The 13,126-nt window shown below is 46.3% G+C and carries 14 protein-coding genes and 2 pseudogenes; 5 read left to right on the top strand and 11 right to left on the bottom strand.

Going from position 1 to position 13,126, the window contains the following annotated elements:
- From A6U95_RS18585 to A6U95_RS31785, 7 genes are all read right to left on the bottom strand, one after another.
- On the bottom strand, positions 1-284 hold a 284-nt coding region (locus tag A6U95_RS18585), incomplete at its 3' end, for an SDR family oxidoreductase (protein ID WP_139102409.1).
- A 2-nt stretch (positions 285-286) separates the two neighbouring features.
- On the bottom strand, positions 287-1,039 hold the full coding sequence (locus A6U95_RS18580; protein ID WP_065685540.1) for a polyketide synthase: 753 nt from the start codon (positions 1,037-1,039) through the stop codon (positions 287-289).
- A gap of 1 nt (position 1,040) precedes the next feature.
- On the bottom strand, positions 1,041-1,760 hold the full coding sequence (locus A6U95_RS18575) for an enoyl-CoA hydratase/isomerase family protein (RefSeq protein WP_059202201.1): 720 nt from the start codon (positions 1,758-1,760) through the stop codon (positions 1,041-1,043).
- Positions 1,753-2,991 (bottom strand): hydroxymethylglutaryl-CoA synthase family protein, encoded by a 1,239-nt coding sequence (locus A6U95_RS18570; RefSeq protein ID WP_059202105.1) that lies wholly within the window; start codon positions 2,989-2,991, stop codon positions 1,753-1,755. The genes A6U95_RS18575 and A6U95_RS18570 overlap by 8 nt, the downstream gene beginning before the upstream one ends.
- A gap of 15 nt (positions 2,992-3,006) precedes the next feature.
- Positions 3,007-3,753 carry an SDR family oxidoreductase gene (locus tag A6U95_RS18565; protein ID WP_059202202.1) on the bottom strand — a complete coding sequence of 249 codons (747 nt, stop codon included), beginning with the start codon at positions 3,751-3,753 and terminating at the stop codon, positions 3,007-3,009.
- A complete protein-coding gene (locus A6U95_RS18560) occupies positions 3,746-5,029 on the bottom strand; it encodes a beta-ketoacyl-[acyl-carrier-protein] synthase family protein (RefSeq protein WP_065685539.1) in 1,284 nt (427 codons plus the stop codon). Before A6U95_RS18560 ends, A6U95_RS18565 begins: the two co-directional genes overlap by 8 nt.
- Positions 5,019-5,597, bottom strand: a complete 579-nt coding sequence (locus A6U95_RS31785) for a 3-hydroxyacyl-ACP dehydratase FabZ family protein (protein WP_059202203.1) — start codon at positions 5,595-5,597, stop codon at positions 5,019-5,021. The genes A6U95_RS18560 and A6U95_RS31785 overlap by 11 nt, the downstream gene beginning before the upstream one ends.
- A 922-nt stretch (positions 5,598-6,519) precedes the next feature.
- Here A6U95_RS31785 and A6U95_RS18550 point away from each other — a divergent pair.
- The 3 genes and pseudogenes from A6U95_RS18550 to A6U95_RS31565 all read left to right on the top strand — a co-directional run.
- Positions 6,520-6,768, top strand: a complete 249-nt coding sequence (locus A6U95_RS18550; protein ID WP_059202106.1) for a phosphopantetheine-binding protein — start codon at positions 6,520-6,522, stop codon at positions 6,766-6,768.
- Between the two features lie 53 nt (positions 6,769-6,821).
- Complete coding sequence (locus tag A6U95_RS18545; protein ID WP_059202107.1) at positions 6,822-7,682, top strand: ACP S-malonyltransferase; 861 nt, start codon at positions 6,822-6,824, stop codon at positions 7,680-7,682.
- A 308-nt stretch (positions 7,683-7,990) separates the two neighbouring features.
- A pseudogene (locus A6U95_RS31565) lies at positions 7,991-8,152 on the top strand (transposase); the annotation flags it as partial.
- Between the two features lie 506 nt (positions 8,153-8,658).
- On the opposite strand, the gene A6U95_RS18535 reads toward A6U95_RS31565, so the two are convergent.
- The 3 genes from A6U95_RS18535 to A6U95_RS18525 are packed head-to-tail and all read right to left on the bottom strand — an operon-like array spanning position 8,659 to position 11,183.
- A complete protein-coding gene (locus A6U95_RS18535; RefSeq protein WP_065685537.1) occupies positions 8,659-9,060 on the bottom strand; it encodes a nuclear transport factor 2 family protein in 402 nt (133 codons plus the stop codon).
- Between the two features lie 4 nt (positions 9,061-9,064).
- On the bottom strand, positions 9,065-9,913 hold the full coding sequence (locus A6U95_RS18530) for an alpha/beta hydrolase (RefSeq protein WP_065685536.1): 849 nt from the start codon (positions 9,911-9,913) through the stop codon (positions 9,065-9,067).
- 4 nt (positions 9,914-9,917) lie between these two features.
- On the bottom strand, positions 9,918-11,183 hold the full coding sequence (locus A6U95_RS18525; protein WP_139102408.1) for a cytochrome P450: 1,266 nt from the start codon (positions 11,181-11,183) through the stop codon (positions 9,918-9,920).
- Positions 11,184-11,894: 711 nt separating this feature from the next.
- On the opposite strand from A6U95_RS18525, the gene A6U95_RS31560 reads away from it, so the two are divergent.
- Positions 11,895-12,365 (top strand): transposase zinc-binding domain-containing protein, encoded by a 471-nt coding sequence (locus A6U95_RS31560; protein WP_241810687.1) that lies wholly within the window; start codon positions 11,895-11,897, stop codon positions 12,363-12,365.
- A complete protein-coding gene (locus tag A6U95_RS31555) occupies positions 12,334-12,471 on the top strand; it encodes a transposase (RefSeq protein WP_241810686.1) in 138 nt (45 codons plus the stop codon). The genes A6U95_RS31560 and A6U95_RS31555 overlap by 32 nt, the downstream gene beginning before the upstream one ends.
- A gap of 170 nt (positions 12,472-12,641) precedes the next feature.
- Here A6U95_RS31555 and A6U95_RS18515 read toward each other — a convergent pair.
- A pseudogene (locus A6U95_RS18515) lies at positions 12,642-13,126 on the bottom strand (hypothetical protein); the annotation flags it as partial.

The following is a 13,126-nucleotide window of genomic DNA, read 5'->3' as shown; positions in this document are numbered from 1 at the left end:
GCGAAAGCAGCATTGGCGACCAAAACATCGATCCTTTGATGGTTATCGACGATCGTTTTGATTAATCCAATGGTGGCCTCTTTATCACTGATATCGGACTGTAGGAAAATAGGTCGGTTGGGATAAAGAGAGAAACAGGCTTCGAGCTCATCCAGATTATCCCCCCAATAATACGTACCATAGACTTTAGCTCCGGCTTTTACAAAGCTTTCCACCGTCGCCCGGCCAATACCTTTGGTCCCCCCCGTAACTAAGACGACCATTTCACTAAAGTTATTCAGCATAGTTAACCTGTATAATTGTCTTGTATTTGTTGTTTGATATCAGCTTGATTGAATGAAATATGGTGCATAAAGGCCTCAATGGTACTGGCCTCCTCCTGGTTTTTACGACGCTCTATTGACATGTATTTCTTTAATAACTCCAGGCTATTTCGCGGTTTTTCAGCAATAGCGGTAGCAAGTTCAAGCGCTTTTTCCAGAACCTCATTACGGGGTAAAATATAATTAAAACAGCCCTTCCCTTTTAGCTCACTGCCTTTAAGATAGTTGCCGGTTACCATGATTTCAAAGCCGGTATGGTAGCCAAAAGCCTCCCGGCACATCGCGGTTGACCCCATACCTGGGGTGAAACCCATGTTCATAAACGATAGACCATAACGGCTCTCCTCCGCTGCGACTACGATATCGGCATATAAACCTAAAATTAATCCGCCACCCGTCGCACTCCCTTCCATCGCGGCAATCACAGGAATAGGGATATGCAACAGGTGCTTGAGATGATTAGCATATTCATGTTCAATATTGGTTTGATAATGTTTAATCAGGCCTTGTAAAAATGCCTCCGTTCCGCCCGTACAAAATATTTCCGGCCCACCCCGCAAGATAAGTACCTTGATCGCCTTATCTTTATTTATCGTGTCAACAATCTCATAGAGCTGTAAACAGAAATCATCATCAATGGCATTCTTGCTGGCGGGATCGTTAATATTAAAAAAAACAATATTTTCATTGTATTTTGTTAGCGTTATCTTTGCCATCTTAATCCCTCGCATACTCATCATTAAACAACCTGATATTCTCCAGATAGACGCTTATTTTTTCTATCACTTGAATATCCTTTAGTTTATCCTGTAGCAACTGCCCTCCCAGGTTGATAACATCCTCGAAAGGGGAATACTTACTCAATAATTGTCTACTTTCGCGTATGACGCTGGCCGGAGTTCGGGAAAACCGATGGCGCATTAACAAAACATCTTGTTCTAGGCTGGCTGCTGAGCTAACTTTATCTACCAACCCCCATTCAAGCGCTTGTTTGGCAGAAATTGCATCTGAGGTCCAGGCAAGGTATTTAATATGCTGAGGCTTGATACGCTCAAGTAAACAAGCGATGGCAATGGCAGGTGTTAAACCAAATGCCGATTCAGGCAAACTGAAAGAGGCCGCTTCATCAGCAATGATAAAGTCCACCATCGACAGTAATGCTACCCCTCCGGCTATCACACTTCCTTCAACCTTGGCCAACACAGGCTTTGAACTGCTCCTCACCATTTTCAAGGTATTACAAAACTGCGCAACGAAGCATGGAGCATAATCGGTAGCAATATAATCAAGATCCATCCCCATACAAAAATAGTTGTCTCTACCAATCAACACGATGACATCAACCTGCTGATTATTGAGTGCTTCGCCAAAGCTGATTTCAAATTCTCTTAATAAATCGGGGTTGAACTTTATCGGGACGGTAATAAATTCATGCATAGTGATAACTCCGCATGTAATTATCGATCCCTTTAAGGATAAGACGACCTCGCCCGTGGTAGTGATGGGCATACCAATCCTGCAGGAAGTCTTGGTCTAAGTTATAATTTTCCCCCTGCATTTGCGTGCTGCGCGCATCTTCTAGCTGCTGATATGCAGATACACTCAACACCTTGCGTTGTGCCAACAAGGTATCCAGCTGCGCCCCCTGCTGTTGCGCTATCGCTGATGCATTTTCGCCAACCAGCATACTGAAGTATTCAGCACATGAGCCGGAGCCGTAGGAGTAGATCCCAATACGATCCCCTGATTTAAGAGTGGGCGCCCGCAAGATCAGCGAAAATAGGGAAAGAAAAATACTGCCGCAGTAGGTGGCCCCCATTCTCTGTGGGTAATATAAAGCGGGCACAACTTTTTGCTTAAATGAAGCCGATAGCGCCTCTGGGCTAAATTCCCCTTGCAGCTCCAACAAGATCTTATGGGCCTCTTTACTGATACCGGGAAAAGGCACGTGATAAATATTGTAATCAAAGTAAGCGCTGTCGTTTGCTTCTGGTACTTGTAGACAATACTCTGCAAAAGCGCTTTCAAGACCATCCATATAGGAAAAAAGGCTCGCCTCTACATCGATGGCAATTTCTTTCCAAGGGAGGGGACGAATGACGTCCGTCACTTCATGAGTATGAATACCCGACTTACCCGTCTCAATAATGGCAAAGGCTGGCGTATCTGAAATGAGTAGAGCAATAGCCCCCGCGCCAAGGCTGTACTCCATTTTGCCATGACGGGTCATATTATTACTGATGTCGACATTAATCAGCAGTACCTTCTTGCCACGATTAAGGCCCGACGACAGCCAGGACTCGGCCATCTTCAAGGCGGCCGCGCCAGCATGGCAAGCGGATTTCAACTCAAAAACCCGGCAGGCACTAGGTAATCTCAAATGCCGATGCGCCCAGGTACTTAGCGCTTTTTCTTGGTCCAACCCCGACTCGGTAGCAATGATAAATAGGCCAATATCTGCACGATCGCGTTCGGTCAACATCTCTTGGGCACTGTTGACGGCTAGCGTAACGGCATCCTCCCACAGCGGAACCAAACTCCGTATCTTAACCATCAGGGTTTCTTGAATATATTGGCTGTCTTCCCCACGAGCCAGCGCCAGTTCAGATAACTCCAGCGCCAGACTGCTGGGATAAATACTGATTTTCTCAATACCGATATTATTCATCAGGAATTCCGCAAATTAATAAACCCAGTCAATGCCTCCGGTCACATTGAAGATCGCCCCGTTGACATAGCTACACTCTGCACTGATAAGGAACAAAATGGCCTCAGCCACCTCAGCCGTGGTGCCCAGCCTCTTCACCGGGGCATATTGTTCAAAAAACCGAGTGATCCCCTTCACGTCATTACCAATAATATTGGTATCAATTAATCCCGGCACCAGCACATTGGCCGTAATGCCCAAATGGCCATATTCCTTGGCGATGGTTTTAGTTAAGCCAACCAACCCGGCTTTGGAGGCCGCATAAGCTGCCTGCCCTGACGACCCATCTTTGGCAAGTGAAGAAAGCGTGACAATGCGCCCATACTTATTGTTCATAAATAGCGGCAAAAAATAGCGGGCAAGATAAAATGCCCCATTCAGATTGGTATTAATCACCAGTGTCCAATCTTCATCAGTCATCGACACCAGGTTGCCCGGAATGTCGGTTCCAGCGTTACAAACCACGGCATCAATATTGCTAAAATCGACCAAAACGTGGTCCCCTACCGCATCCACGGCACAGCTATCGGCCACATCTAGCAGATAGGCACGGCACAATTGCTGCGGAAACTTTGCGGCAGCAATATCGAGCAAATGTTGTGCGCTATCCTGGTTACGGTAGTAGCTAAACCCCACATTCCAGCCCTTGTTCAACGCGGCAATCACCACGCTACGCCCAATGCCGCTAGCCCCACCGCTGATAAACAGGTTTCTATCAGACATGATATCGCCTGAACAGGCTGGCGCTGTTAATGCCGCCCATACCAAAAGAGTTGTTGATAAAAATCTCTACGTCTTTGTTTACATTTCCATCAGCACAAACGTTCAAGTCAACGGCGGGATCGAGCGTTTCGATATTGTGCGATTGATGGAATTCACCTCGCCTCATTTGCCAGATTGCAACAGCAGCCTCGACGACGCCAGATGCCCACATGGTGTGCCCCAGCAAGGATTTCGGCGCATTGATAATGAGTTTTTCCGCATGTGAGCCGAACACTTTTCTAATCGACCTGAGTTCTACGATGTCACCTAATTTGGTCGAGGTGGCGTGGGCGCAAACATAATCAACCTGTTCTTTGGCAATATGGCATTTGGTGAGAACATCCTGGATCACCTGAACTTGCCCTTCATGAGAAGGATCTCCCAGGTGATTAGCATCTGAATTGACGCTGACACCAAGCAGCTCGGCATAAATTTTGGCGCCACGGCGTTTGGCACATTCGGCGTCTTCGAGGATCAATACCGCCCCGCCTTCGCATGGAAGGAATCCACTCCGATTTACATCATAAGGGCGACTGGCCTTGGTAGGAGTATCTTGATACTGGCCGTAGCAGATAGCTTCCAGGATAGTTAATGAATGCAGCATCATCGGGTGGAACGATGCCATCGGGCAAACCACCGCCACCACCTGTTTGTTATCCACTTTGATCGCATTTATTGCCGCCTGCATCGCCACGTTGCCTGTGGCACAGGTTCCCCCAATAAGATAGGCTAGCCCTTTGGCATTTAATACTTGGGCCACCGAGGAGGAATGGTCAGTATCAAGCGAATTTAATCCCGAAAAGGCATCAATAAACTCAGGTTCGTCCAAAAAAATGGCTTGCTGATCCAGTAAATATTTATCAGACAGGTTATGTCCCCCACAAATCACTCCAGACTTATAGGGGTCAAGCGGGAGTTCGAATAGCCCGGCGTCTAACCAGGCATCCATCGCCATCAATACGGAAAGCTGCACACCTTTGGTCGTTTGCTTGAATACCCGTTCGGCCTGAGCCAGCACGCTATCGGGGACCCGACCATCAAACGAGCGAAGTTTGTCTTCAACGCAATAATCAGGCAGTTGCCCACCAATCTTCGAATAAATTTTACTGGTATCTATACGATCCCAATAACCTATGGCTGATTTGCCAGCGAGTAAGTGATTGCCTACATTATCCAATGTGTCACCCAAGGGAGTATTGATGGCAATGCCGGTGATAACGATGCGATCAGATAACACAAAACTCTCCTTTTCCGATGGTAACGACTTTATCGCTGACCGTAATTTGAACAATAGCGGTAACAATCAGTGAATCGTATTCTGTGATAACGCAGCGGATCGTCATTTCATCGCCAGGCCGTACTGCCGCCAAATGAAAAACATCATATACCCGGGTGCCCACTGCGTTGGTCACCTGCTCATCCAATGGGGGTATCGCTGTTTTATTCAGCAAAAAGTACATTAAAATCAGTGCGCTCTGGAACATGCTTTCTTGTTGCAATACACCGGGATAGACAGGGTTGCCAGGGAAGTGCCCCTGAAACACCGGATCGTCTGCATCTACCTTTCTTGTTGATTTTATTAATCTAAGCTCAAGATTAACCAGTTCCACCCTATCAACCAGAAGAAAAGGGGCGCGATGGGGTACCATTTTCATTATCTGCCGCTGGTCTAATGGCTGTGTCAATTCATTGGCAACGTCTTCGGAAAATAATAATTTACTTTTCAATCGAGCAAGTTGAATGTCGTTAGGCACCAAGTCATTACTCACGTCTGTAACCTCTTTTTCATGGAGGTAATTGATCATTTCCCCACGGGCATCACTGCCATTACCCAACATGGATACCTCACTCATATGTGAAGCATCAATAACGGTCGTACCTAAAGAACCGAAATATTCCTTCCAAAACAGGACTGCCTCTTCTGCAGCACTCTCAGACAAGACAGTTTCTATTTCAAACACTTCAGTAACCTGTGGATGTTGCTGCACCTGCCAGGCATGCAATTCCTGGTGAGGACAACATGCTAGTTGTTGTAATAAATGCGTCTCGCGAGACTCCATCCGCCCATCGATATAATCGATAAACAGACTGTGATCGCAGACTCCACAAACACCATAAATACAATAACAGCTTGCATTAGTCATAGTCACTTCGCTCGCTACGCGGTTTATATATCAACAGTCTTCAAGTGAATAATGGCATTACTCACACTTCACTGAAGGCTTACTAGATTACTGATTGATTGAAAATTAAATCATTCGGATACAGTGCAGCCATGTCGTTACTGATGAACATTGCAAAATACCAATAAATACATCACAAGCAACTCAAGTTTCGCATTGGTAGGAACAATTATAGATTGCATCCACAGCAATTCCAGACACGAACGACTCTCACAATAAAAAAAAGGAAATATCAATCATTGCATTTTTATTTCCCATTGAATTAAAAGGTTTTTTTTAAAAAAACATCAACCATACGCGTTCAATAAAAAAGCACCCCACCTTGTGGTACGTCATGATCAGTTCAAGCACCCCCACCGATATAATATTTAAGTTAATTATAAACTTAACGCCATTACTGTTGTAAGTCATTATTTTTCTATCATTAATAAATTTATTTACACTTGGCGCTATAAAGTTAATAGTTTTTTGTTGACAATTACAACAGCAGTGTCTATATAGAATAGTGAGTTAGTTGTAAACCAAACAAGCAGTAGGAGTTATTTTGAATAGAGATATCATTATTGAGGTTGTAAAAAAACATATTGTTAACGCAGTCAAAAATATCGATGCGGAAAACATTGATTTACAAAAATCGATGACGGATTATGGTGCGAGCAGTTTGGATATTGTCTCCGTCGTCTCTGGCGTTATGAGAGAATTGAAAGTAAAAATCCCAAGAACTGAACTAAAAAACATTAAATCAATCAACGGATTGATTGATCTCTTTGCCAAAAGCAGCGCTGAACAGTAATACCTTGTCAATTTTTGGTAACCCGCTGATAAAATATCAAGAGAGGTCTGATTTTGATATCAAATCCTGCAATCTTGTTTCCTGGACAAGGGGCACAGCGCCGAGGCATGGACGTGTCGGTGCTGGAGACCTATTCTGAACTATTGGCCATTGCTGAGGAAATATCTGGATTCAGCATCCGGGATTTTTTTATCCGCTGTCCTCCTGAACAGTTTAGTTATACCCGTTATGTACAACCTGCTTTATATACTCTTAATGCTTTGTATTATCGCCATTATCTGGAAGGCGGTGGAATACCCCCCATTTATCTTGCAGGACACTCCCTTGGGGAATTTAATGCCCTACAGGCCGCCGGCGTTTTTGATTTTGAAGCGGGTTTACGCTTAGTCAACAAACGGGCATTGCTGATGTCGGAAAGCCAGGGTGGAGGAATGGCTGCGGTTATGGGGCTTAATGCTGATGAAGTGCTCAACGTGATTACAAAAAACGGTCATCTTGGTTTATCTCTAGCCAATTTAAATTCTGATATTCAAACCGTCATCTCTGGGCCGATAGCGAATATCCATCTGGCAGAGAGCATTTTTTATGACAACGATGCACTTAATTATGTCATTCTTAACGTGAGCGGGGCATTTCATAGTCCCATGCTGGATATTGCAGCCGAAAAATTTTATGACTATGTTCAAGGCTTCTCATTTTCACCGCCAAAAATACCGGTAATAGCTAACGGAACGGCTAAGCCATATAGCCACACCTCGCTGGCTAAAAATCTTGCCAATCAGATGAACAACCCTGTCAGGTGGCGCGAGTCTGTAATATATATACGCCAACATGGAGTGGCGGAATTTATTGAGATCGGTGATAACTGCAGCATCTTGTTGGATATGATTAAAAATATTGAAATCAACGTATGAAGGGTATGAGCTGGTCTAGATAGGCCTTATCTAAAACAAATCTTACCCAGCTAATAAGTTGCTTATTTAGATGTTGTTTGAACGACTTCATTGAATAAATCTAACGTCTGACAGGAACGTAGCGCCCCTTCATGGCTAGCACGGCAGCGTTGCTGCTAAGACCCAGCCTAACATCAACGTCGGTGTCGGCTGATCGCCCCCGCGCTGATACCCGCATAAAATGAGTACGCCTGCGACGTGAGCTGTAATGGTCTAATCATCCCGGACACTTTGTTAGAGATATAATAAGTAGCACTAACGAGGTGAGAATGCGCAGAAAAACGTTTACCCATGAGTTCAAACAGGAATGTGTCAATCTGGTCCTTCAGCACAACTATCTAGTGACACAAGCTGCTGAAACAATGAACATTGGTCTTTCAACATTGCAACGCTGGCTACGACAGTATCGCGGAGAAGTTCGTGGCGAGACTCCGGCAGCCAGTGCCATTACACCTGAACAACTGCGAATACAGGAGCTTGAAAAGCAGGTACGTCAGCTTCAGAGCGACAATGACCTGTTAAAAAAAGCTTCGGCATTCTTCGCCATGGAAATGAACAACGACAAAATGACGTAGATCTTCATAGCCTAGTAACGGGTATTGTTATGAAATGATGCTGGCTATTCTAGCCCCAGCATACGGCCCATTTGGTGACTGCCCCACACTTTTTCATGCTCTCCAGGTGAAGGGGTCTGACGCTCAGTGGAACGAAAACTCACGTTAAGCAACGTTTTCTGCCTCGGACGCCTCTTTTAATGGTCTCAGATGTCCTCTGCTCACCAGTTCTGTCAGCGTGAAGGAATAATGGCCAAGCATATTGATACCGCGCGGTGGTATCACCGTGCCTGACGTTACACTCTTTCACTAGCAAAGGTTATGGTAAATGGGTTTGGCGTTATTTTAGCCCGGCATTCCAAAAGTAAATTACAAAAAACAACTCACGAAACGCGCTGGTGTAGGGGATCCGAGTGGTGGTGAAAAATCTTCCATTGTTCTTCCTCCCGACGAAACAGTACAGTGATGCGACGGTATCTTTTGGTCGAATCTTTCATATCAGTTACACATTCCCTCAGTATGACATACCCAAGCATACCGTCATTTATGGCTGCGATGGGCTCCTCCTGATAGTCAGGCTGCCACCCTCTGTAGTTGTTAGCGGCTCTGATAATTGCCGCACAGACCGCATCGTAACCCATGTCGAGACCGCCGTAAGCGCCCATCATGGTGACGTCGGGCGCAGTAGACCACAGTTGCTGATAGGGTGTGTGCTCGCCGATAAGAAGGCTTGCAACGGCGATATGTAACTCTCGCAAAGCATCTTCCCACGATAGTAGCTTCATGAGATCAATCCTTTTGCTTGAGGATGAACGGCTCAACCGCAGCTCGCCAGGCCTGAGGATTGTCGAAGTGCAGTACATGCCCAGCGTCCGGAACCAATACGAACTCACCAGCCGGGAGCACATCGGCCATTTGGCGGGAAGCTTCGGCGGGGAAATAGCTTTGTTCCCCGGCGGCGACCAGCGTTGGGCAGCTAACTTTTTTCAGTTCAGGAGTATGGTCGCGGTTGTTCCAGTGTTCCCGGCAGGCAAGCACATTACGCGTCTTTGCCAGCGGCCAATACCCATCCTGGCGTTCAGTAAACACTTCGACAAAATAGTCCCCTTCCGCCGGGTGCACGCTTTCAGAATGCGCACCAATTCGGTATTGACCAAAATAATCTCCGCCAAAATAGGCGCGAATATCCGCAATACAGTCAAACGGGGCTGGCCACTCATCCAGCCATGCCTGCCAGCGTCCCTGAACATCGGGTACTATTGCTGCCATATCGCCGATAACCACGGCCCGGACCAAATCGGGATACTTTCCCGCAAGTTGCCACGCGGTGAGCGCCCCCATTGAGTGGCCGATAACCACGGCAGGAGCGAGCCCATACGCTCTAATTACGGCTGCGGCATCTTCGATATGTGCCTCGCGGTCATAGGGACCTTCAGGTGCCTCACTCAAGCCGTGGCCCCGGGCGTCGTATCCGATCACTTTTCCGTGTTCGGTCAGCCATTCAGCCGTCGTTGACCAGGTTGTTGCCCTGCCCATCATTCCGTGGATAAGAAGGATCCCCTCACCTTCCCCTCCGAAGTCGATTGTAGCCAGATTGGTACCAGCAAACCCGGCGACTTTGCTACGTTTCCAGTTCATATGCTTACCCTCTTTTTCCTGTGTTAATCATCAGCGATGTAGGACCATGGAATCCCAGGTTGGTGTTCCAGACGGGTTTGATTTGCTGACTCACTTCAAAAGATGGGTAGCGCGTGAGCAGCAGAGACAGCGCAATTTGAGTCTGTTGGCGCACAAGCGTCGACCCAATACAGGCATGTGGACCCGTTCCGAAGGACAGATGCCGGTTCGGTGTGCGTCGCAAATCGAGGGTTTCAGGATGATCAAAAACCGTCGGATCCCGGTTCGCGGAGCCTACATAAGGCAACACTAGTTGTCCTTCCTCGATTCTAAAATTTTTGTAGGTGAATGTGGTGGCGGCCCTCCGACCGATATATTGAACAGGTGTTCCATATCGGAGGAATTCCTCTACGGCCATCGGCAACTGGTCCAGGTCTGTTGCCAACACGTGCCGTTGAAGCGGATGTTGATGTAGGGCCCAGACAGCATTGCCGAGCAGATAGCGCGTAGGTTCTAACCCTGCGAACATCAGCAACATACATTGCGCGGTTGCCGAATCGATATCGAACTGCAATCCCTTGCCATTGTCGCTTACCAAACGATTAAGGATCAGATCTTCGCGACCAGACTTTATTGCTTCATCAGCAAGGTTATGTAAATAACTGTTGAAAGCGTGGAGGCTTTTTTGCCCACGTTGCATATCTTCGACCGCCAGATCACTGGCACCAAAGAGGTAGGCTATATCATCGGACCAACGCGTCAGTTGTTCGTGATCGCCGTCTTCCCCACCAAGCAGCCGTGTTATCACTATTGCGGGTAGTGGGCGTGCAAAATCAGCAATCAGGTCAACACAGTCTCTATCCTGCCAGCCATCCATGAGGTCCTCCGCAACATTGCGGATAAGGTTGGATAAAGCACCTTTGTTTAGCAGCGAAGGACACGACCCATCCAGCCGTTGCCGACGCTGAGTATGATCATTTCCATCAAAGAATGCTAACCACTTGCTTAAAATTGGGATCATGTCGGTGAACTGTGCTCGTTCTTCCTCTGGCAACGCCATTAATGGTAATGCAGAGCGATCGTTAGTCAGCCTCGGATCTGTTAACAACGCCTTGACGTCGTCGTAGCTGAATAACAGCCACGATCCGCCATACATCTTAGAGTAGTGGATGGGGTCTTCCTGACGTATTTTGTCGTAGTAGGGATAGGGATCTGCGGTTAGTTGTGGATTGCTTAATGAGAAATCGTTTATCTTGAACTGAGAAATTGAATCTGAGCGATTTAATTCCAATATTAGCCCCTCATAAATATGGTAAAAGGATTTATCACAAAATACCACTATAGCAGGATACGTGTTATATCCAGCATAAAGAAAAGACTCATGGTTCAAACTGACGATATGAGAATTTTAAAAAACGTCACCCATCGAATAAACTAAGCATGTCCGCCTTATATGAGGTTGCAGCATTGTTATCCGTAAATTTCCACATCAGTCAAATAACTAAGTAACCAATTTATTATTAACATGTTACCTCCAACATCAACTCCAATTAATTAGGGTGTAACTGTCAGTAGCAAATAGCAAATAGCAAATAGCAAATAGCAAATAGCAAATAGCAAATAGCAAATAGCAAATAGCAAATAGCAAATAGCAAATAGCAAATAGCAAATAGCAAAAAGTATTCCATAGATAATCATTATAAAACTATAACTGTATGAACTAATTTTTTCATGCTTGTATTACTATGGGGACGACAATCAAAAATCTTTAACACTATATAATAGTATGATAAACTTTATAATTTACCAGGGGATTTTTGAAAATATTTTATATATTTGTTTTTCATGTGATTTTTATAATGCCAGTTTGTTTCTCATGAAAGAGTCGAGCCGACCTTCGCCTACCACTGGCTTTGTTTAAGAACAGTAGCCCGCCTGCGGCGGGAGCTAAGACTCTGTTAGAGAATGCGTTTCTTCAGGCATCGTAGCTCGCTATACTCCCTTGCATGCAATACCTCGACCGGCAAAACTCCTCTTCCAGATTGATGATGGTTGGGGTCAGTTACTCGCTAAACACGGCAACGTCGTCCCCGAATGGACCAAACTTGTCATCGAGCGGATGCTCGCCTGCGGGACCGGTGCCATGGGCGTTCGCCGGTATTGTTGCGCTTCTGACCATTGTTCTCACACCAAATACTTCTGCCAACGTTGTAAAAGCAAAGGCTGCAGCGCCTGTGGCATGAAAGCCACCGAGCAATGGATTGTTGAGCAACAGCACATCCTTCCCGACTGCGAATGGCAGCACATTACCTTCACCATGCCCGATAAACTCTGGCCCGCCTTTGCCAACAACTGGCCCCTGCTCAATAAACTCTTCGCTTGTGCCGCCAATACCCTGCTGAAAATGGGCCAAAAAGCTAAATATCGAAATAGGTCTGTTTGTGGCCCTGCATACCTACGGCCGCCAGCTTAATCAGCACCCGCACATTCATCTGTCCGTCACTCGCGGAGGGTTGTGCCTCAAACACGGCATCTGGCGGCCGATTTACTTCAAAAAGAAAATCGTTGAGCGCTATTAGCGTCAGGCCGTCATCGCCCTGTTACGGGAAAGCTACGCCTCGCTCAATTTATCTGCTGCCGGCTATCAACACATTCGGGATTACCGGGAATGGTGCCAGTTTATTGAGGCGCAGTTTCAGCGTCGCTGGAAAATCCACGAGAGCATGAAAAACCGTGGGGCAATAGTGAGCTATGCTGCAATCGCTGATAGCTTCCCGCCATTTTGATCGTCTATCGCGCAACCGGGATACCAACTGGAAAATTTATCCTGAAGTTCGCTATTCAGGACTGCTGTCCGGGTCTGTAACAAATAATGCGCGCCTTTTCTGCTCCACTGCATCTGTTGCTTTTTGGCCATTCGTCTGGCGATTACTTCATTGATCGTTGATTCCACAAACGCCGTTGAAACCGGCTCCCTGTACCGGTGCATTTCGCCGTAGTTTGGGATCATCATCTGATTGTTCCTGATGTAGGTGTACATTTCATCCAGATGTTTTTGCAGGGATTTCAGGTTTCCATAGGTGAGCTCAGGGGCACCGCAATACATGCTGCAGTCATCAATATGGGGTCCGTTTGGAAAACGGAATCTATGGTCACTCCCGTTTTTGCAACACCGATTTCGACGATAAGTTGGCTTGCTTGAATCTATCCGGCGTCTGAATGGGATTTTATTCC

It is taken from the genome of Serratia sp. 14-2641, assembly GCF_001692375.1.
Lineage (GTDB): Bacteria > Pseudomonadota > Gammaproteobacteria > Enterobacterales > Enterobacteriaceae > Chania > Chania fonticola_C.
Note: the sequence above shows the minus strand (reverse complement) of the source record. Positions and strands in the feature narration are given on the sequence as shown.